Consider the following 17,563-nt stretch of genomic DNA (forward strand, 5'->3'; position numbering starts at 1 on the left):
TGGCATTACTAGGGATGGTGTTCAAAACACCCGTGGCGGTGGCCACTGAGTCGATATATTCCACATGATGACGAATTCGGCGTTTTTTGGGCTGCAAATAAGGGGCATTTCACCCTTGCCGCTGGCCCTTTGGTCGGTTGTGGACGCACTCATCCATGCAGACCCTGCAAAAGCTTGCGCCGCGCCATCCACAGATTGCTCAGCGCAAACAGCGTTACCAGGTTGGCCGTGTTTTTGGCCAGGCCACGGTACTTGACCTTGGTGTAGCCGAACTGCCGTTTGATGACGCGAAATGGGTGCTCCACTTTGGCCCGGATACGTGCCTTGACCTGCTCCAGCTTGTCCAGGATGGCGCCCATGGGCGTGCTCTTGTCCAGCGCACGGCGCTTGCCAGGGCGCATGGCCACATGCCACTGGGCAGTGATGTCTTGCGTCTCTTCGCGCTTGGCCACGCCCTGGTAACCCGCATCGGCAAACACATCGGCTTCGTCACCATGGACCAGCTTGCTGGCCTGAGTCACGTCGTTGACGTTGGCCGCCGTGCCCACCACGGTATGAACCAGGCCGGAATCGGCATCCACGCCGATGTGGGCTTTCATCCCAAAATGCCACTGATTCCCCTTCTTGGTCTGGTGCATCTCGGGGTCGCGTTCACCACCCTTGTTCTTGGTCGAACTGGGCGCGGCAATCAGGGTGGCATCGACCACCGTGCCTTCGCGCAGCATCAGACCTTTGTCGGTGAGCGTGGCGTTGACGGTAGCCAGGATGCGTTGGGCCAACTGGTGCTCTTCGAGCAGATGGCGAAAGCGCAGGATGCTGACCCGGTCGGGAATACGTTCGACGCTGGACAGACCCACAAACTCCCGGTACAGCGCGGTCTCGAAGAGGGCTTCTTCCATCGCCAGGTCGGACAGGCCGAACCACTGCTGGACGAAGTGAATGCGCAGCATGGTCTCCAACTCGAACGGAGGTCTGCCGGTTTTGGCTCGCGGTGCGCGCGGAGCAATCAATGCCAGCAACTCAGACCACGGCACCACCAGGTTCATCTCGTCCAAGAATACCGCTTTGCGCGTGCGTCGCTTGCTCAGATTCAGGCCGAGGTCTTGTTGCTTCATGAGCGTATTGTCAGGCGCGGCGCCGTACTTCAGACAGCGCCAGCGGCAGAGTTTTGAACACCATCCCTAGGGAAGTGAGCATGACCTGACCCCTCTGAACACACAAAAAACTGCAAATTCCCCCTTGCTACAAAGTGTTTACAGGTATTGCCAATAGCATTGAGGATGCTTACCTAAGCCTTGTGGTTACAATAGGCAATAAATGGTGATTAAAGTGCAGCTCAAAAGCGTTTTCATCGCCATCGCCCTGCATCTCGTTTTTTGCTTTATTGCTTGATTTTTTCCGTGATCAGAGTGAAATTACCTGCAACCAACATTGGTTGACCAGTTTCGGAGCAAGTCATCTTGTAAAGATCTTGGTCCGCACTCAACTTAAAACCTGGGCTTACTTCGAGCAAAAATTTCTCCACTTTCTTCTTTCCCTGATGGTCAATCATCTCCTTACAAATATAGATTGCTCCATCAACCAAAAATTTTGTTCCAAACACCTTTACGCGAAATTGTCCATATCTATTTACACCAAAAAACTCAAAGTGCTGTTTATCATCTCCGTTAGCAGATTTAATAGCTTGCATTGACAAAAAAGTTTTTGTGCTTGTACCCAGAGATTTTATTTTCATACTTTTTCTCCATCGCGTTGAGCAATGCATTTTTCAATATATGCATTAATTTCACTGGCGGGCCAAGCACGAGAGCGAATGCCGATAGGAACCCCACGAGGAACTTTTCCATCCTTAATGAGTTGGTAGAAAGAACTATTAGATAAACCAATCATACGAAGTACTTCTGGTTTACGCAGCAGAATTTCATATTTAACGCTCTTCTGCAGGTTATCAATATTTTCTTGCATTCAAATTTTCCATCAAATTCAGTTTTTCAAAGCTTTGATGAAGGCCAGGCGTCCCTGCTTGCTTTCATCTGTATCGCGATGGATATAACTATGTCTTCAAATTAAAATGACGTGCAAAAACTTTCCCGCTTTTCTAAAATTTTCCAAAAAAAGTATGAAAGTTTCCAGAAACAGAAGTCTGCTTTCCAGCTTCTGCATGAGGTTGCTGGCATAAAAATGGCGGAGTCTATGAACACCACTGAGCTGCGTGCTAAGGAATTGAGCTGAACAGTTCCAGTTGTCAGTGATCGTTGCTCGGTACCGGTCGGATTGAGGGGGGTCTTAAAACAAGATCCTCTTGATCCGTGGCCAAGAGGCCCTGTAGGCAGCTTTGGCGAGCCTTTGCGCAGGAGTTGCGGTGCTTTCACTCTGCACAAGAACGCAACAGCTACACCAGCTACATGCTTGGCGCTGCAGCAAGCCAACGACACTGACCGATAATTGGTTCAGTAGTACGGCAGTGAGATGGATATCGTGTACCTGTCATAGAGTGCTACAGTCGCCAACCCCCTCAATGTTGCGCAGGAAGAGCCGGGGGGCTAGCACTTGTTGCTGCCGCTCGTGGTGTTAGTTAGTGTGGTTGTTCCTTGAGCCCGCTATGAGCCGCTCTGCGCTCGACAGGTTGCGGCGCAGGCGTGGCCACTCCAGATTGCCTGCGTCATCCAAGCCAGACGACGAGCACAAACCCTTCAAGGCGTATCAGCCTGGCTAAGTGCACGTAGATGTGAAGTACCTGCCGCAGATGCAGGCTGAAGACCAGCGCCGCTACGTGTTCGTGGCCATCGAGCGGGCGACACGCTGGTGTCCATCGCTACCAAGCAACATAAGGCGGCTGCGTCTGCTAGAGCCTTCCTCGCAGCCGTGCGCAAGGCTGCGCCGTTCAAGACCTTCACCACCTTCACGGGCAATGGCAAAGAGTTCACAGACAAATTATTTGGGAGTTGCCAGCGATGGGCGAGCATGAGTTTTCCGTTGTGCTTGGTATTGGGCATGGAGCACCGTTTGACCAAGCCCAAGGTACCGTAAGCGAACGGCATGGTCGAGCGTTTCAATAGCAGGCTCAGCCAAGTGCTGCGCTCACATCACGCCAACAGCGATTAGGGCTTGGAAAAAAACCTGCACCGGCTTGCGTGACTGTGAAATCACCAACGCCCATAACAGGCGCTTGGCCACGAAGCCAGATGCAAGTATGCAAAAATTGAAGAAAAAGTGGCAGATTTATTTGTCAATAACATGCGTATCAATCCAGATACTAAAGTTGGTGACTCTTAGATAAAAAACCATATAAATTATTTGCTTGTGAAAAAATTTTTTGCAATTTTATCTATTTCACCAATTTCTTTTGCATTTTTTTCTTTAGCAAATCCATATATTGATTTTAGATTATTGTCTTTTGCCATTTTTGCAATGACTCTCTCTACAGCTTCACCTAGCTCTTGATTTGAAACTGTAGATCTTTTGAATACGTTTTTATGAAATTCATTAAAATCATCTGATCTCGAAAGAAACATGCGAATTATTTCTACTAGTGCTGCATATCTTACTCTAGTATTTAAATCGCCATTACTCAGTTCATCTTCATCATCAAAACTGTTAATGTAGCTTCCATCAATGGTTTTAATTTTTCTGGGAAGAGATATTTTTATCTGAAATTCTTCGCTGTATTCCCAATCGCACTCCACGGCAATTTTCGCTACTCCTGGTAAAGAAACAAGTTTTTCCGATGATTTCCCCAAAAGATTTCTGATTGGTTTTATTATAGATCGCGTGCTAGCTCTACGTTTTAATACGTCATAACGCATCAAATAATTTTGATATAAATCTGGAAAATAACGCCTTAATTTATATTTATTTAAGCGTGATGGTTGTAGCTTCAAGGATAGCATTGCTGCTTGCCAATATTCAGCATTACGCCCCTCACTCCACATCTTCCATTGTGCCTCAGTTAGCTGTAAGTTCTCCAATCTAACTGGGGCAATTTCAGCATCAGCATCAGCATCAGCATCAGCATCAGCATCAGCATCAGCATCAGCATCAGCATCAGCATCAGCATCAGCATCAGCATCAGCATCAGCATCAGCATCAGCATCAGCATCAGCATCAGCATCAGCATCAGCATCAGCATCAGCATCAGCATCAGCATCAGCATCAGCATCAGCATCAGCATCAGCATCAGCATCAGCAGTCACTTGATTTTCAATTCCATCAATAGAGGAGTCGTAGTTGGAAAAATTATTTTGCATAATAGATAATAATCAGCTTTTAAATTGATTCAACAATATTCAATAAATTTAGTTTTGCGTTTTTTACAACCAGCCATGGATCACGTGAATCAATAAAGCAATTGACCATGTCCGCCCATGCTTGCAGCATAACCTTTCGTTGAAATGAGTATTCTGCTTTGTTGTAGATGCTACGCACACTATTTTCCTCGTGGGCCAAACACTTCTCAATCCAGTCTCTATTGAAGCCGTATTCATTTAGCAGCGATGAGGCTGTTCTTCGTAAATCATGAACGGTAAAGCTTTCCAAATCAAAGCCATCATCTTTTGCTTTCTTCACAGCGGCATCAATGACTCTATTTAAAGTGGCATTGCTCAGTGGGTTGTTAGAGTCATATCTACCTGGGTGTAAATATTTTGAAGCAGAGAAACAAGCTTTAAAGCTAACCAAAATATCCAAGGTTTGATTACTCAAGTAAACTATATGTGCCCTCGATGCTTTCATTCTTTCCTTGGGAATTATCCAGGTTGCATTCTCAAAATCCACCTCATCCCAAGTGGCATTTAAGAACTCTCCCTTTCTTACCATCGTCAAAAGAAGAAACTTAATTGCTAGACGCAGTGTTGGCGTGGTTCCAATTTTCTCGAGGCTTGCAAAAAATATCTTTATCTCACTGGGGGTTAAAGCACGGTCACGAGGTTTAAAGCTCGCTATATCGCTTGGCCTGATTTCGATTGCAGGATTCTTTAATTGAAGATTTTTGTCTTTAGATAATGCATATCTATAAACAAGCAAAACAATCTCTCGCACTTGAACTGCTGGGGCAGGTGCGCCATTTTTTTTGATCTTTTCACACAACTGCATCAACAGCGCAGGAGTGATCTCATCGAGCTTCAGCTTGCCGAACGTACTCGCTAAGTAGCGGTTGTAGACAGAACGTCGCATTGCGAGCGTTGAATCCGCAAGTCTCGCGCCGTTTTCCGGGTCGGCTTTGTCCTCGAAATAGCGTTCAGCCCATGATCCAAAAGTCAAAGCATTTGCGGCTTCTAGCTTTGTAACTGTCGGGTCCCGGACGATTGGCTGCTTAAAAACAAGCGTCCGTTGCTGCATGGCCGAGAGGTACTGCAAGCAGTTCTGGCAACATGGCAATCCCGTGCCAAGGAGTTGCCATGCTGATGCTGCATGGCCGAGAGGTACTGCAAGCAGTTCTGGCAACATGGCAATCCCGTGCCAAGGAGTTGCCATGCTGATCAGCCTTCATAAGAACGCTACGACCACACCTGCCACCCGTTTGGCATTGCAGCAAGCCAGTGGTACTGATCGAGAGTTGGCGCAGCAATACGGCATTGGCATAGGGACCGTGCGTAAGTGGCGGGGCAGAACCACGGTGCATGACGCCAGCCACACGGCCCACCGCCTGCAAACGACTCTCAATGCAGGGCAGGAAGAGCTGGTTATTTATCTGCGCAGCCAGCTGCGGCTACCTCTGGATGACTTATTGGCGGTGGTGCGAGAGTTCATTGAGCCTGCCATGAGCCGCTCGGCGCTGGATCGCTTGCTGCGCAGACGAGGCCACTCCAGATTGCCCGTACAGCCCAAGCCTGAGGGCGAGCACAAACCCTTCAAGGCGTATGAGCCTGGCTATGTACATGTAGATGTGAAGTACCTGCCCCAGATGCACGATGAGGACAAGCGCCGCTATGTTTTTGTTGCCATCGATCGAGCTACACGCTGGGTGTTCATTGATATCAAGCAGCACAAGACGGCAGCATCCGCCAAAGCCTTCTTGGCTGCCGTACGCAAAGCTGCAGCGTTCAAGATCCACACCATCCTCACCGACAACGGCAAAGAGTTCACAGACCGATTGTTTGGAAGCCGCACACGTCAGCCCTCAGGCGAGCACGAATTCGACCAGTTATGCCAAGCATTGGGGATAGAGCATCGGCTGACCAAGCCAAAGACGCCACAAACCAACGGCATGGTTGAGCGCTTCAATGGCCGCCTGAGCCAGGTGCTGCGCTCGCATCACTTCAACAGCGCAGAGGATTTGGAGAAGACACTGCACAGGTTTGTCTGGCTGTACAACCACCACTTGCCACAAAAGGCACTGGGGCATGAAGCCCCAGTCCAAGCACTCAAAAAATGGAAGATGAAAGCACCTGATTTATTCGTCAAGAACGTGCGTAATCATCCGGGACCTGACATGTAACCGCCTTAGTTTTCGCTGGCGACTGTCCACGTTCAACATACCGTCGCGCTACCGTCAGTAGCGACCTAGCTTCAGCCAACGATACCGTCATGCCAAATTCAAGTTGCTCTGGGTTTCTTGGGTGTTTAGCGCCCGCAGTGTTGTCGTACTTGCCAATGGTGAGGGTTTCGCGCCTGCCATTGAGGCGATAGTCATAGCGAAATGACTTGGTGCCAGCGGTTGTCACCATGACATACATGCCATCGCGATCCGTGACTTTGTAGGCTTTTTCTTGAGGGCGCAGTCTGCGCAGTTCGGTGTCAGTGATCATTTCAGGGTGGGCTTTCGTTGATACCGTCACTAGGGGTGTCGGTATGGGAAAGCAACGTTCCGAAATGTTACAGCTTTACCGTCAGGTGTACCGCATGAATTTGCGGCTTGTTTGGCATGCTGTGGGTTGTCCTTGGACGGACAACCCACGATTCTTTCAATAGAATCAATAGCTTCCAGAACGTTGCCATACGTTGCTGGAAACTTTAAATTATTCCCACTCGATGGTCGCTGGTGGCTTGGTGCTCACGTCGTAGGTCACACGGTTGATGCCGCGCACCTCGTTGATGATGCGGCCGGACACCTTCTTCAGCAGGCCGTAGGGCAGCTCGGCCCATTCCGCGGTCATGAAGTCGCTAGTCACCACGGCACGCAGGGCCACGACGTAGTCGTAGGTGCGGCCATCGCCCATCACGCCCACGCTCTTGACGGGCAGGAAGACGGTAAAGGCCTGGCTGGTCAGGTCGTACCAGGTCTTGCCCGTGGCCTCGTCCACCCAGTTGCTCAGCTCTTCGATGAAGATGGCGTCGGCGCGGCGCAGCAGGTCGGCGTATTCCTTCTTCACTTCACCCAGGATGCGCACGCCCAGGCCAGGACCGGGGAAGGGGTGGCGGTAGACCATGCCACGGGGCAGGCCCAGGGCCACGCCCAGTTCGCGCACTTCGTCCTTGAACAGGTCGCGCAGGGGCTCCAGCAGCTTCAGGCCCAGTTGCTCGGGCAGGCCACCGACGTTGTGGTGGCTCTTGATGGTGACCGCCTTCTTGGACTTGGCGCCACCCGACTCGATCACGTCGGGGTAGATGGTGCCCTGGGCCAGGAAGGTCGCGCCCTTGGAGCCAGCAGTTGCGGCCTTGAGCTTGGCCGCTTCGGCCTTGAAAACGTCCACAAACAGGCCGCCGATGATCTTGCGCTTGGCTTCCGGCTCGCTCACGCCGGCCAGCTTGCCCAGGAACAGCTCGGAAGCATCCACACGAATCACCTTGGCGTGCAGCTTGCCGGCGAACATGTCCATGACCATGTCGCCTTCGTTCAGGCGCAGCAGGCCGTGGTCCACGAACACGCAGGTCAGCTGGTCGCCGATGGCGCGGTGGATCAGCGCGGCCGCCACGGACGAATCCACGCCACCGGACAGGCCCAGGATGACCTCTTCATCACCGACCTGCTCGCGGATCTTGGCCACGGCTTCTTCGATGTAGTCGCCCATGATCCAGTCCGCCTGGGTGCCGCAGATGTCCAGCACAAAGCGATTTAGCATGGCGGCGCCCTGCACGGTGTGTGTCACTTCGGGGTGGAACTGCACGGCGTAGAAACGGCGGGCTTCATCGGCCATGCCAGCGATGGGGCAGGAGGGGGTCGAGGCCATCACCTTGAAGCCTTCGGGCAGCTGGGTGACCTTGTCGCCGTGGCTCATCCAGACCTTGAGCATGCCGTGGCCTTCGGCGGTCACGAAGTCTTCGATGCCTTGCAGCAGCTGGGTGTGGCCATGGGCACGCACTTCGGCATAGCCGAATTCGCGGCTGTCCGAGCCTTCGACCTTGCCGCCCAGTTGGGTGGCCATGGTCTGCATGCCGTAGCAGATGCCCAGCACGGGAATGCCCAGCTCGAACACGGCATCCGGGGCACGGTCGTCCACTTCGTAGACCGACGCGTGGCTGCCCGACAGGATCACGCCCTTGAGGCGGCCGTCGGCGGCAAATTCACGCACCCACTCGCTGCTGACGTCGCAGGGGTGGACTTCGCAGTACACATGGGCTTCGCGCACGCGGCGGGCAATCAGCTGCGTGACCTGGGAGCCGAAGTCAAGGATGAGGATCTTGTCGTGTTGCATGGTGTTATCCAAGGGCAAGAGGAAAGGATTCGGGGTCAGAAATCTTCGGCCGCCCACAGCGCGATCCCACGTTGGCGGGCGGCAGCGATCTGGGCGGTATCGAACGTGGCCAGCGGCAGTCGCAACGACTGCGCCAGCCACAGGTAAGCGGCATCGTAGGTGGACAGGCCGGTATCCAGCGCCACGTCCAGCACAGCCTTGTGCTGGGCGGGCGCCAGCTCGTGCAGCTCCACGCGGTGGCGGATGGCTTCCAGCACGCCCCACAGCCCCTCGACGGAGCCATGCGGAATACGGCCCTGGTGCACGCCCGATGCGATCAGGTTGCCACACTCCCACTGCCAGAGGTTGGGGGCTTGCGGCTCCACCTCGTCACGGCGGATGCAGGCATACAGGCGCTGGGTGTGGGCGCTGGCCTGATCGGGCAGCAGCCAGGCAGCGGTGACGGAGGCGTCCAGCACAAAGGCGGTCATGCGCAGCTCCGGCCGGCGTGACGCAAATCAACTACAGAAACTGTAGCTGCTGGCGCTTGTATGGTGCGCTGTAAGGCCTGAATTTGCTCCAACTCCCGCGCAATCTGCTCGTCGGTGATCACCGGCCGGCGGCGCACCGGCAGCATGCGCACCACTTCCTTGCCGTGGCGCGTGATGCGCACCTCTTCGCCGGCCTCGACCAGTTCGATCAGGGCAGAGAAACGGGTCTTGGCTTCGTAGATACCGACAGATTGCATGGGGTGGAAATAAAAAAATCTGGCCGAACCAGAAGTTCGGACCAGATTTTAGCATTCTGACCAGAACTTTGTGGTTCTGGTCTGTTGAAATCACCCCACGCCGGGCCAGCGCCGCCTTGCAGTGACACAGCCATCCCGCTGAGGGGATGCCGCGCAGCGGCCCAAGGGTGATCGACGATCAGTCGGCGCGGTAGTTGGGCGCTTCCTTGGTGATCTGCACGTCGTGCACGTGGGACTCACGGATGCCGGCGGCCGTGATTTCCACGAACTCTGCCTTCTCGTTCATCTCCTTGATGGTGGCGCAACCGCAGTAGCCCATGGAGGCGCGCACGCCGCCGGCCATCTGGTAGACGATGGAGACCATCGAGCCCTTGTAGGGCACGCGGCCTTCAATGCCTTCAGGCACCAGCTTGTCGGCATTCGGGTTGCCGGTGGACGATTCCTGGAAGTAACGGTCGGCAGAGCCCTGCTGCATGGCACCGATGGAGCCCATGCCGCGGTAGCTCTTGTACGAACGACCCTGGTACAGGATCACTTCGCCGGGCGCTTCTTCGGTACCGGCGAACATGCCACCCATCATGATGGTGGAGGCACCTGCCGCCAGGGCCTTGGAGATGTCGCCGGAGAAACGGATGCCGCCATCACCGATCAGCGGCACGCCCGTGCCCTTCAGGGCATCGGCCACGTTGGAGATCGCCATGATCTGGGGCACGCCCACACCGGCCACGATGCGTGTGGTGCAGATGGAGCCAGGGCCAATACCCACCTTGACCGCGTCGGCACCTGCCTCCACCAGGGCCAGGGCGGCAGCGCCGGTGGCGATGTTGCCGCCGATCACGTCGATCTGGGGGTAGTTCTGCTTGACCCAGCGCACGCGGTCAATCACGCCCTTGGAATGGCCGTGGGCCGTGTCCACCACGATGGCGTCCACACCTGCCTTGGCCAGCAGCTCGACACGCTCTTCGGTACCAGCGCCCACGCCCACCGCAGCCGCCACGCGCAGGCGGCCAGCCGCATCACGCGCGGCATTGGGGAAGTTGGTCTGCTTGTTGATGTCCTTGACGGTGATCAGGCCCTTGAGCTCGAACGCATCGTTGACCACCAGCAGGCGCTCCAGCTTGTGTTTGTTCAGCAAAACCTTGGCCTGGGCAGGGGTAGTACCGTCCTTTTCGTTGACGGTGATGAGCTTCTCGCGGGGCGTCATGATCTCGCGGACCTTGACGTCGTAACGGGTTTCGAAGCGCACGTCACGGCTGGTCACGATACCGATCACCTTGCCGCCATCGCACACGGGGAAACCGGAGATGCCACGCTCTTCCGACAGCTGCAGCACCTGCAGCACGGTGTGTTCGGGGGTGATCACGATGGGGTCATGCACCACACCGGATTCATGGCGCTTGACCTTGGACACTTCAGCCGCTTGCTCCTGGGCCGTCATGTTCTTGTGGATCACGCCAATGCCGCCTTCCTGGGCAATGGCAATCGCCAAACGCGCTTCGGTGACCGTGTCCATGGCCGCGGAGACCAGGGGCAGGTTCAACGTGATGTTGCGCGTGAACTGGGTGGAAAGAGAAACGTCCTTGGGCAGGACTTCGGAGTAGGCGGGAACGAGCAGGACGTCGTCGAAGGTCAGTGCTTTTCCGAGAAGGCGCATTGTGAAGGCTCCAAAAGAAAGATTGTAGCTTTCTCCGTGCATGCACGTGCCGCGCACGCAACAAGAAACCTTGCAACTGGCAGCTACACTGATCCCATGAACGCCCTGCACTTCTGTCTCACCACAACGCTGCTCGTGTGCTCCCAGGCCGCTTTCGCCCAATGGCAATGGGTGGATGAAAGTGGCCGCAAAGTGTTCAGCGACCGACCGCCGCCAGCGCACATCGCGCCGCACCAGATCCTGCAGCAGCCGCGGCCTGCCTCCGCAGCCACCCAGCGCATCATCTACCCGGCCGAGAACGGCTCCGCCCCCGGCGCGGTCATCGACCCCAAGGAAGCGGAGGCCGCTGCCAAGGCCCAGGCCCTGAAGGCCGAGCAAGAGGCCCACAAGGCCGCAGAAGCCAAGGCCCAGGAAGACAGCAAGAAAGAGGAAGCCCAGCGCAAGGCAGAGGAAGCCGAACGCAAGAAAAAGGAGCAGGAAGTGGCCAAGGTGCGGCAGGAGAACTGCCAGCGCGCCAAGTCCACCCACAGCACCATGCAGTCCGGCATGCGCCTGGTGTACACGAATGAAAAAGGCGAGCGCAGCTACATGACCGAACAGCAGCGCCAGGCCGAGTTGCAGCGCGCCCAGGAAGCGATCAAGAGCAACTGCCCCTGACCGAGCACACAGCCGCAGGTCCTGGCGGCAGGCCAACCCCAGCCGCCAGCAGTTCCACGCGCAAGCTGGGCAAGACCTGGCGCTGTGCAGCGCGCTAGAGCGCCCTCCCCCTGGCGCCGCGGTCAATACCCCGATTTGCTGTTGGGCCTGCGGCTGGCAAACAGGCCAGCCCCCCGGGCACCCTGCTGGGCAAAGCGCTCGCGGCGCGCCACCTTGGGGTCCACCTTCAGCGGCTGGTACAGCTCCACACGATCGCCGTCCTGCAGGCCATGGTCCAGCGCCTGGGTACGTCCCCAGACACCGCAGGCGGCGTGCGTGCCCAGCTCCAGCCCGCAGGCGCGCAAGGCATCGTGGATCCGGACGCCGGCGGGCAGCGCCACGCTGCGTTCCTGCACCTGGGCCTGGGCATCCACCCAGACCACCTGCACCGCCAGCATGCCGGCCTCAGCCATAGACTTTTTCGGCGCGCTTGATGAAGGCATCGACCATGGAGTTGGCAATCCGGTCGAAGATGGGGCCGATCAGGGCCGCCACCGCGTTGCTGTCGAAGCCATAGTCCAGCTGCAGCTGCACCTTGCAGGCGCGCTGCGAGCCATCGCCAACCGGGTGGAACATCCAGTGCCCCTCCAGGCGCGAGAACGGCCCCTTGATCAGGCGCATGCTGATCTTGTGCTGGCCTTCGTGCACGTTGCGGGTCACGAAAGACTTGCGCAAGGCCCCCATGGACATGCCCACCTCGGCCGTCATGCTGTGTTCGTCCTGCTCCAGCACCTGGGTGTGCGAGCACCAGGGCAAAAATTCTGGATAGCGCGCCACGTCGGCCACCAGGGCGAACATTTCTTCGGGGCTATACCAAATGAGGACGGACTTGTTGACGTTTTTCATGAAAGCGAAAGCCTGCGTGGCGCACGCCCTGGGGCATTGCACCGGCAAACGGGTGGCGCGAGGCTGAAGAAACTAGAATTGCTGCTTAGCGGGAGAAACGCCCATTGTAGGTAGAGCCCGGCATCTGCGGGTCACCCGCCCAGAAAGACCCATGGCAAAAAAACCAGAAACACCATCCCGCATCGCGGAGAACAAGAAAGCGGCGTTCAACTATTTCTTCGAGGAACGCCATGAGGCCGGCATCGTGCTGCACGGCTGGGAAGTCAAGGCCTTGCGCAGCGGCAAGGCGCAGATCAGCGAGGGCTACGTCATCATCAAGGAAGGCGAGCTGTACCTCATCGGCTGCCAGATCCAGCCGCTGAAAACCGCCTCCACCCACGTCAACCCGGACGCCGCACGCATCAAGAAGCTGCTGATGAAGAAGGACGAAATCCGTCGCCTCATCGGCAAGGTGGAACAAAAAGGCTACACCCTGGTGCCCACCAAGCTGTACTGGAAGAACGGCCTGGTCAAGTGCGACGTGGCCCTGGCCAAGGGCAAGGGCGAGCACGACAAGCGCGACGTGATCAAGGACCGCGAAGGCAAGCGCGAGGTCGAGCGCGCGATGAAGAGCCGCAACCGCTGAATCGGCAGCACACTTTCAATAAAAAGAGCTGCCAGCGCTGTCTTGGCAAGGTTTTCAGGTCGCAATGACTGGGAATCCTTGCATAGGCAAGCGCTGGCAGCTCTCTTTTTGTTGGGGCCTTGCGCCGCGGCACTATCTGCGCGGCCCGCGATGACCGCCCCCTGTGATGCAGAACACCAACGGTTTGCACCAAATTCGTGCCATTTGCACCATCTCAACGCTGTCACAAAAACTTCATCTCTAAAATTTCGAAGGCGCATTCACACCGTCAATACACAAAAACCCGCAGCCAGCCTGCGACCCAACGGATTTCGAGGAAACCACCATGTCTTATGGCAACTGGCCGATTGGCCGCAAGCTCGCGGCCGTGCTCGGCAGCATCCTGCTGCTCTTCGTCAGCAGCAGCGGCCTGGCCATCTACCAGTCCCTGCAGCAGGACCGCATGCTGTCGCACATGATGGACGAGGTGCTGGTGACCGAGCGCGCCCTCAAGAACTGGTCCATGAACGTCACCGCCGGGGTGCAACGCGCTGCGGCGATTGCCAAAAGCGACGATGCCAGCCTGGTGCAGTACTTCGACAAGGCCACCAAGGAAGCCACGGCCGACACCGCCGTACAGATGAAGATCATCAACGCCCACCTGCGTGATCCGGCGCAGCTGGCCCTGCTGGAAAAATCCTCCAAGCTGCGCGATGCCTACCTGGCGCAGCGCAAGGAGATCGCCGCGCTCAAGGCCGCCGGCAATGCCGAGGGGGCGCACCGCGTCTTCACCCAGCAGTTCGAACCCACCATGACGGCCTACCTGCAATCCGTGGCCGACCTGGCGGACGCGCAGCGTTCGCTGTTCGACCAGCTGTCGGCCCAAAGCCGCCAGTCGCGTACCGCCAGCATGTGGCAGCTGGGCGTATTCACCAGCGTGGCCTTGGCCCTGGGCCTGCTGTTTGCCGTGCTGGTCACGCGCAGCATCACCCGCCCCCTGCATCTGGCCCAGCAGGCCGCGCGCGAGGTGGCGGCGCTGGACCTGAGCGGCACGCCCCAGGCCCATTACCACAGCGATGAAACCGGGCAGCTGCTGCGCAGCCTGGACGAGATGCGCAGCACCCTGAACCGCACCATGGGCCAGGTGCTGCAGTCGGCACAAAGCATCTCCACCGCCAGCGAACAGGTGGCCAGCGGCAGCAACGACCTGAGCAGCCGCACCGAGACCACGGCCGCCAACCTGGAGCAAAGCGCCAGCGCGATCGAGCAGCTCAGCAGCAGTGCCCAGCAGTGCACGGAGGCCACGCGCCAGGCCGAGGCGCTGACGCGCAACTCCTCGCTGGCCACGCAGCAGGGCTATGACAAGACCCAGCACGTGCAGCAGACCATGGAGCAGATCCCCGCCAGCAGCCGCAAGATCGGCGACATCATCGGCGTGATCGACGGCATCGCCTTCCAGACCAACATCCTGGCGCTGAACGCGGCGGTTGAAGCGGCGCGCGCCGGCGAGCAAGGCCGCGGCTTTGCCGTGGTGGCCGGCGAAGTGCGCACCCTGGCCCAGCGCAGCGCCACCGCCGCCAAGGAAATCCGCCAGCTGATCGACACCAACCTGCACAGCGTCAGCGCCGGCACCGCGCAGGTGCACGATGCCAGCCAGGCCATGCAGGCCATCCTGGACAACGTCAACCGCGTGCAGGACATCGTGGCCGAGGTCAACGCCGCCACCAACGAGCAAAGCCAGGGCGCGGCCCAGGTCAACCAGGCGATTGCCCAGCTGGACCAGATGACGCAGCAGAACGCCGCCCTGGTCGAAGAATCCAACGCCGCGGCCGCCCACCTGCACGCCCAGGCCAGCCAGCTGCGCGAGGTGGTCGAGGCCTTCAAGCTGTCGCAGCAGCCCACGGCGCAGCACGCGCCCACCCTGCCCCGCAGCCGCGAGCCCGCGTTGCTGTCAGGATAAAAAATGAGCGGCTGGCGCTTGCCGGCACAAGGTTTCAGCCGCTAAAAGCCCTGAAACCCTTGCCAGACAAGCGCCAACCGCTCACAGAATTAATAGCCTAGCCACCGGCCGCGCCGCGTGGCTTTTTTAACGCCACGCCCCAGGCCACAGCGGGCCGGCCAGGCGCGGGCCGCGCACAGCGGCACCCGCGTGGGGGCTGGCCGCCGGGGCCGTGGTGCGGCGGGGTGTGGCCGCCTCAGTCCTTCAGGCTGGCCAACGGGTGCGAATGCGCCGGCCAGGGGCTGACGAAGAACGCGCGCCACAGGGCCTCGGGCACGTCCTCGATGCGCGCGGGGTTCCACTGCGGGCTCTGGTCCTTGTCCACGGCCAGCGCGCGGATGCCTTCTACGGTTTCCGACTGGCCGGGGCGCAGGTAGAAGCAGTGGCGCACCATGTCGCGCTCCATGCGCAGGTCGGTGGCCACATCCATGCCGCGCGCGCGGCGGATCTGTTCCAGCACCACCCACAGCATCAGGGGCGAACGCTTGCGCAGTGCCGCGGCCGTGGCCTGTGCCCACTCGCTGGCGGTGTCGGCCTCCAGCGTGTCGATCATGGCCTGCAGCGTGGGCAGGCCAAACACGCGGTCGATGTCGGCCGTGCTGCGCACCGCACCGGGCGCCTGGGCCTGCGTGCGGGACTGCACAAAGGCCTGCACGGCCTCGCCACTGGCAAAGGTCTGCTGCGCCAGGGCCTCCCAGACGGCGCCCTGCTCGCTCGCAGGCAGGTAGGTATCGGCCAGCTGGAAGGCGATCGCCTCGGCCGCGCCGATGGTGTCGCCCGTCAGCGCCAGCCACTCGCCCACGGCACCGGGGCAGCGCGACAGGAAGTAGCCGCCGCCCACATCGGGGAACAGGCCGATGATGGTCTCGGGCATGGCCATCTTGGTCTTCTCGGTCACCACGCGCAGGCTGGCGCCCTGGCTGATGCCCATGCCACCGCCCATGACGATGCCGTCCATGAAGGCGATGTAGGGCTTGGGGTAGGTGAAGATCAGGTGGTTGAGGGCGTATTCCTCGGTGAAGAAGTCCTCCAGCTGCGGATTGCCCGTGCTGCCAGCCTGGTGCAGGAAGCGGATGTCGCCGCCGGCGCAGAAGTGGCCGAACACACCTTCCTTGTGGCTGCCGCGGATGGCCACGGCCAGCACGGTGGGGTCGTCCTTCCAGGCCAGCAACTGGGCCAACAGGTCGCGCACCATGCCCAGGGACAGGGCGTTGATGGCCTTGGGGCGGTTCAGGGTGATGAAGCCGACCTGCCCGTGCACTTCACTGACGATATGTTGCTCAACCTCGCGCATTGTGTCTCCTTGGTTCTTGTTCAGGGGGAATCAGTGGCCCGCATTGTGCCCCAGCGCCCAGGGGCTGCACGTCTCCGACGCACCAGGACCCACGCCGCGCCTTCAGCGCGCCCAGCGCCGCAGCCCCAGTTCGTCGGCCAGTTGGCGAAAGGACTGCAGCTGGTTTTCCACGTGGTTCTGCAAGGGCTTGCCCGTCAGCTCCAGCGGGAACAGGCCATGGCGCGCCTGCAGGCGCGCATAGCCGGGTGCGGTCACGGCCTCCTGGAAGGCCCGCGTCCAAGCCTGCGCCACCTCGGCAGACACATTGGCACTCAGGTACAGCCCCCGCACCGTGGGCCACACCAGCTCCACCCCCTGCTCAAGGGCCGTTGGCACAGCCGCCCAGTCACCCGGCAACCGCTGGGGGGCAAACACCGCCAGCAAACGGATGGGGGCACCGCCCCTGATGCGCTGGTGCACCTCGGCCGCATCCCCGCAGCAGACTTGCACATGCTTGCCTTGCAAGGCCTCCAAGGCCTCGCCCCCGCCTTCAAAGGCCACGAAACGCATGGCCTTGTGGTCCCGGACTGCTGCCCGCACCAGCAAGGCGGTCTTGACCCAGTCCTGGCTGCCCACGGTGCCGCCAGCGCCAAACACCACGCGCGACACATCGTGGCGCAGTGCCGCCAACAACTCCTGCAATGTTTTCCACGGCGCATCCTGGTGCACGGCCACCACGCCATAGTCCGTGCCCAGCGTGACCAGCCAGTGCACCGCCGTCGGCGCATGCGGGCCAAAACGCCCCTGGGCCAGATTCAGCAAGGAGCCGCTGGAAAACGCCACCAGCGTGTGGCTGCCGCCCAGCTGGCCCGACGCCACCCGGTCGAACGCCACGGCGCCAATGCCCCCGGGCAGGTAACGCTGCCCCAACGGCGGCCGCTGCGGGCGCACCGCCTGCAAGGCATCGCGCGCCAGGGCGCAGGTCAAGGCGAAGCCGCCCCCGGCACGCGCCGGGATCACGCAGTCGGCAGCCAGCAGACTGGGGTCGACCGCTGCGGCGCTCTGCGCCTGTGCCAGGCCTGGCGCCGCCACCCAGCTGCCGGCCCATGGCAGCAGCGCCCAATCACGCAGCACGCGACGGCGGGACGGGTGGTCAATGGAAAGTGATTGCTTCGGCATGGGCAAGCGGAC

At 58.7% G+C, this 17,563-nt stretch carries 20 protein-coding genes; 6 read left to right on the forward strand and 14 right to left on the reverse strand.

All coding sequences use genetic code 11. The annotated features are described in order from the left end of the window. Positions 1–149: 149 nt before the first annotated feature. The 3 genes from KAQ61_RS08830 to KAQ61_RS08840 form a co-directional block, all read right to left on the reverse strand. On the reverse strand, positions 150–1,115 hold the full coding sequence (locus tag KAQ61_RS08830; RefSeq protein ID WP_129324623.1) for an IS5 family transposase: 966 nt from the start codon (positions 1,113–1,115) through the stop codon (positions 150–152). Positions 1,116–1,381: 266 nt separating this feature from the next. Beyond that, positions 1,382–1,735 carry a hypothetical protein gene (locus KAQ61_RS08835; protein ID WP_210931474.1) on the reverse strand — a complete coding sequence of 118 codons (354 nt, stop codon included), beginning with the start codon at positions 1,733–1,735 and terminating at the stop codon, positions 1,382–1,384. Beyond that, the gene (locus tag KAQ61_RS08840) at positions 1,732–1,965 is read right to left on the reverse strand and encodes a helix-turn-helix transcriptional regulator (protein ID WP_080747131.1); all 234 of its coding nucleotides are present in this window, start codon (positions 1,963–1,965) and stop codon (positions 1,732–1,734) included. The genes KAQ61_RS08835 and KAQ61_RS08840 overlap by 4 nt, the downstream gene beginning before the upstream one ends. A 111-nt stretch (positions 1,966–2,076) precedes the next feature. Between KAQ61_RS08840 and KAQ61_RS08845 the strand changes: the two genes are divergently transcribed. After that, a complete protein-coding gene (locus tag KAQ61_RS08845; RefSeq protein WP_210931477.1) occupies positions 2,077–2,232 on the forward strand; it encodes a hypothetical protein in 156 nt (51 codons plus the stop codon). Positions 2,233–2,805: 573 nt separating this feature from the next. Beyond that, positions 2,806–3,030 (forward strand): hypothetical protein, encoded by a 225-nt coding sequence (locus KAQ61_RS08850; RefSeq protein ID WP_210931479.1) that lies wholly within the window; start codon positions 2,806–2,808, stop codon positions 3,028–3,030. 263 nt (positions 3,031–3,293) lie between these two features. On the opposite strand, the gene KAQ61_RS08855 is transcribed toward KAQ61_RS08850, so the two are convergent. Both KAQ61_RS08855 and KAQ61_RS08860 read right to left on the reverse strand, forming a co-directional pair. Continuing rightward, positions 3,294–4,247, reverse strand: coding sequence for a hypothetical protein (locus tag KAQ61_RS08855; RefSeq protein ID WP_210931481.1), 954 nt, complete (start codon positions 4,245–4,247; stop codon positions 3,294–3,296). A 19-nt stretch (positions 4,248–4,266) separates the two neighbouring features. Next, positions 4,267–5,472 (reverse strand): tyrosine-type recombinase/integrase, encoded by a 1,206-nt coding sequence (locus tag KAQ61_RS08860; protein WP_210931483.1) that lies wholly within the window; start codon positions 5,470–5,472, stop codon positions 4,267–4,269. Between KAQ61_RS08860 and KAQ61_RS08865 the strand changes: the two genes are divergently transcribed. Further along, positions 5,471–6,436 carry an IS481 family transposase gene (locus KAQ61_RS08865; protein WP_210931485.1) on the forward strand — a complete coding sequence of 322 codons (966 nt, stop codon included), beginning with the start codon at positions 5,471–5,473 and terminating at the stop codon, positions 6,434–6,436. The genes KAQ61_RS08860 and KAQ61_RS08865 overlap by 2 nt on opposite strands. On the opposite strand, the gene KAQ61_RS08870 is transcribed toward KAQ61_RS08865, so the two are convergent. The 5 genes from KAQ61_RS08870 to guaB all read right to left on the reverse strand — a co-directional run bounded on the left by KAQ61_RS08870 (position 6,399) and on the right by guaB (position 10,954). Beyond that, entirely contained in the window at positions 6,399–6,746 is a 348-nt protein-coding gene (locus tag KAQ61_RS08870; RefSeq protein WP_210931487.1) for an Arm DNA-binding domain-containing protein, read from the reverse strand. The two genes, KAQ61_RS08865 and KAQ61_RS08870, sit on opposite strands and share 38 nt — an antisense overlap. A gap of 210 nt (positions 6,747–6,956) precedes the next feature. Further along, entirely contained in the window at positions 6,957–8,573 is a 1,617-nt protein-coding gene (guaA, locus tag KAQ61_RS08875) for a glutamine-hydrolyzing GMP synthase (protein WP_210931489.1), read from the reverse strand. Positions 8,574–8,608: 35 nt separating this feature from the next. Further along, complete coding sequence (locus KAQ61_RS08880; protein ID WP_210931491.1) at positions 8,609–9,043, reverse strand: type II toxin-antitoxin system VapC family toxin; 435 nt, start codon at positions 9,041–9,043, stop codon at positions 8,609–8,611. Further along, a complete protein-coding gene (locus KAQ61_RS08885; protein ID WP_045266945.1) occupies positions 9,040–9,300 on the reverse strand; it encodes a type II toxin-antitoxin system Phd/YefM family antitoxin in 261 nt (86 codons plus the stop codon). The genes KAQ61_RS08880 and KAQ61_RS08885 overlap by 4 nt, the downstream gene beginning before the upstream one ends. Before the next feature lie 178 nt (positions 9,301–9,478). Beyond that, positions 9,479–10,954 carry an IMP dehydrogenase gene (gene guaB, locus KAQ61_RS08890; protein WP_043386395.1) on the reverse strand — a complete coding sequence of 492 codons (1,476 nt, stop codon included), beginning with the start codon at positions 10,952–10,954 and terminating at the stop codon, positions 9,479–9,481. A gap of 96 nt (positions 10,955–11,050) precedes the next feature. Here guaB and KAQ61_RS08895 point away from each other — a divergent pair, with 96 nt between their 5' ends. Continuing rightward, positions 11,051–11,611, forward strand: coding sequence for a DUF4124 domain-containing protein (locus tag KAQ61_RS08895; protein WP_210931493.1), 561 nt, complete (start codon positions 11,051–11,053; stop codon positions 11,609–11,611). Between the two features lie 122 nt (positions 11,612–11,733). On the opposite strand, the gene KAQ61_RS08900 is transcribed toward KAQ61_RS08895, so the two are convergent. Both KAQ61_RS08900 and KAQ61_RS08905 read right to left on the reverse strand, forming a co-directional pair. Beyond that, positions 11,734–12,063 (reverse strand): RnfH family protein, encoded by a 330-nt coding sequence (locus KAQ61_RS08900; protein ID WP_210931495.1) that lies wholly within the window; start codon positions 12,061–12,063, stop codon positions 11,734–11,736. Then, positions 12,056–12,496: a type II toxin-antitoxin system RatA family toxin gene (locus tag KAQ61_RS08905; RefSeq protein WP_042418355.1), complete on the reverse strand. Its 441-nt coding sequence runs from the start codon at positions 12,494–12,496 to the stop codon at positions 12,056–12,058. Before KAQ61_RS08905 ends, KAQ61_RS08900 begins: the two co-directional genes overlap by 8 nt. A 151-nt stretch (positions 12,497–12,647) precedes the next feature. On the opposite strand from KAQ61_RS08905, the gene smpB reads away from it, so the two are divergent. Further along, positions 12,648–13,121 (forward strand): SsrA-binding protein SmpB, encoded by a 474-nt coding sequence (gene smpB / locus KAQ61_RS08910; RefSeq protein ID WP_042418352.1) that lies wholly within the window; start codon positions 12,648–12,650, stop codon positions 13,119–13,121. Positions 13,122–13,446: 325 nt separating this feature from the next. Further along, positions 13,447–15,060: a methyl-accepting chemotaxis protein gene (locus KAQ61_RS08915; protein WP_210931497.1), complete on the forward strand. Its 1,614-nt coding sequence runs from the start codon at positions 13,447–13,449 to the stop codon at positions 15,058–15,060. 235 nt (positions 15,061–15,295) lie between these two features. Here the strand turns inward: KAQ61_RS08915 and KAQ61_RS08920 are convergent, their stop codons facing one another. Together KAQ61_RS08920 and KAQ61_RS08925 are read right to left on the reverse strand one after the other, a co-directional pair. Next, complete coding sequence (locus KAQ61_RS08920) at positions 15,296–16,393, reverse strand: enoyl-CoA hydratase/isomerase family protein (RefSeq protein ID WP_210931499.1); 1,098 nt, start codon at positions 16,391–16,393, stop codon at positions 15,296–15,298. A gap of 102 nt (positions 16,394–16,495) precedes the next feature. After that, positions 16,496–17,551: a Bug family tripartite tricarboxylate transporter substrate binding protein gene (locus tag KAQ61_RS08925; protein ID WP_210931501.1), complete on the reverse strand. Its 1,056-nt coding sequence runs from the start codon at positions 17,549–17,551 to the stop codon at positions 16,496–16,498. Positions 17,552–17,563: the final 12 nt, after the last annotated feature.

Source organism: Comamonas aquatica (genome assembly GCF_018064205.1).
Classification (GTDB): Bacteria; Pseudomonadota; Gammaproteobacteria; order Burkholderiales; family Burkholderiaceae_C; genus Comamonas; species Comamonas aquatica.

Excerpts from the sequence above, each read along its gene's own strand:
- KAQ61_RS08830 (WP_129324623.1), bottom strand. The coding sequence starts at position 1,115 with ATGAAGCAACAAGACCTCGGCCTGAATCTGAGCAAGCGACGCACGCGC.
- KAQ61_RS08835 (WP_210931474.1), bottom strand. The coding sequence starts at position 1,735 with ATGAAAATAAAATCTCTGGGTACAAGCACAAAAACTTTTTTGTCAATG.
- KAQ61_RS08840 (WP_080747131.1), bottom strand. The coding sequence starts at position 1,965 with ATGCAAGAAAATATTGATAACCTGCAGAAGAGCGTTAAATATGAAATT.
- KAQ61_RS08855 (WP_210931481.1), bottom strand. The coding sequence starts at position 4,247 with ATGCAAAATAATTTTTCCAACTACGACTCCTCTATTGATGGAATTGAA.
- KAQ61_RS08865 (WP_210931485.1), top strand. The coding sequence starts at position 5,471 with ATGCTGATCAGCCTTCATAAGAACGCTACGACCACACCTGCCACCCGT.
- KAQ61_RS08860 (WP_210931483.1), bottom strand. The coding sequence starts at position 5,472 with ATGGCAACTCCTTGGCACGGGATTGCCATGTTGCCAGAACTGCTTGCA.
- KAQ61_RS08870 (WP_210931487.1), bottom strand. The coding sequence starts at position 6,746 with ATGATCACTGACACCGAACTGCGCAGACTGCGCCCTCAAGAAAAAGCC.
- guaA (WP_210931489.1), bottom strand. The coding sequence starts at position 8,573 with ATGCAACACGACAAGATCCTCATCCTTGACTTCGGCTCCCAGGTCACG.
- KAQ61_RS08880 (WP_210931491.1), bottom strand. The coding sequence starts at position 9,043 with ATGACCGCCTTTGTGCTGGACGCCTCCGTCACCGCTGCCTGGCTGCTG.
- KAQ61_RS08885 (WP_045266945.1), bottom strand. The coding sequence starts at position 9,300 with ATGCAATCTGTCGGTATCTACGAAGCCAAGACCCGTTTCTCTGCCCTG.
- guaB (WP_043386395.1), bottom strand. The coding sequence starts at position 10,954 with ATGCGCCTTCTCGGAAAAGCACTGACCTTCGACGACGTCCTGCTCGTT.
- KAQ61_RS08895 (WP_210931493.1), top strand. The coding sequence starts at position 11,051 with ATGAACGCCCTGCACTTCTGTCTCACCACAACGCTGCTCGTGTGCTCC.
- KAQ61_RS08900 (WP_210931495.1), bottom strand. The coding sequence starts at position 12,063 with ATGGCTGAGGCCGGCATGCTGGCGGTGCAGGTGGTCTGGGTGGATGCC.
- KAQ61_RS08905 (WP_042418355.1), bottom strand. The coding sequence starts at position 12,496 with ATGAAAAACGTCAACAAGTCCGTCCTCATTTGGTATAGCCCCGAAGAA.
- smpB (WP_042418352.1), top strand. The coding sequence starts at position 12,648 with ATGGCAAAAAAACCAGAAACACCATCCCGCATCGCGGAGAACAAGAAA.
- KAQ61_RS08915 (WP_210931497.1), top strand. The coding sequence starts at position 13,447 with ATGTCTTATGGCAACTGGCCGATTGGCCGCAAGCTCGCGGCCGTGCTC.
- KAQ61_RS08920 (WP_210931499.1), bottom strand. The coding sequence starts at position 16,393 with ATGCGCGAGGTTGAGCAACATATCGTCAGTGAAGTGCACGGGCAGGTC.
- KAQ61_RS08925 (WP_210931501.1), bottom strand. The coding sequence starts at position 17,551 with ATGCCGAAGCAATCACTTTCCATTGACCACCCGTCCCGCCGTCGCGTG.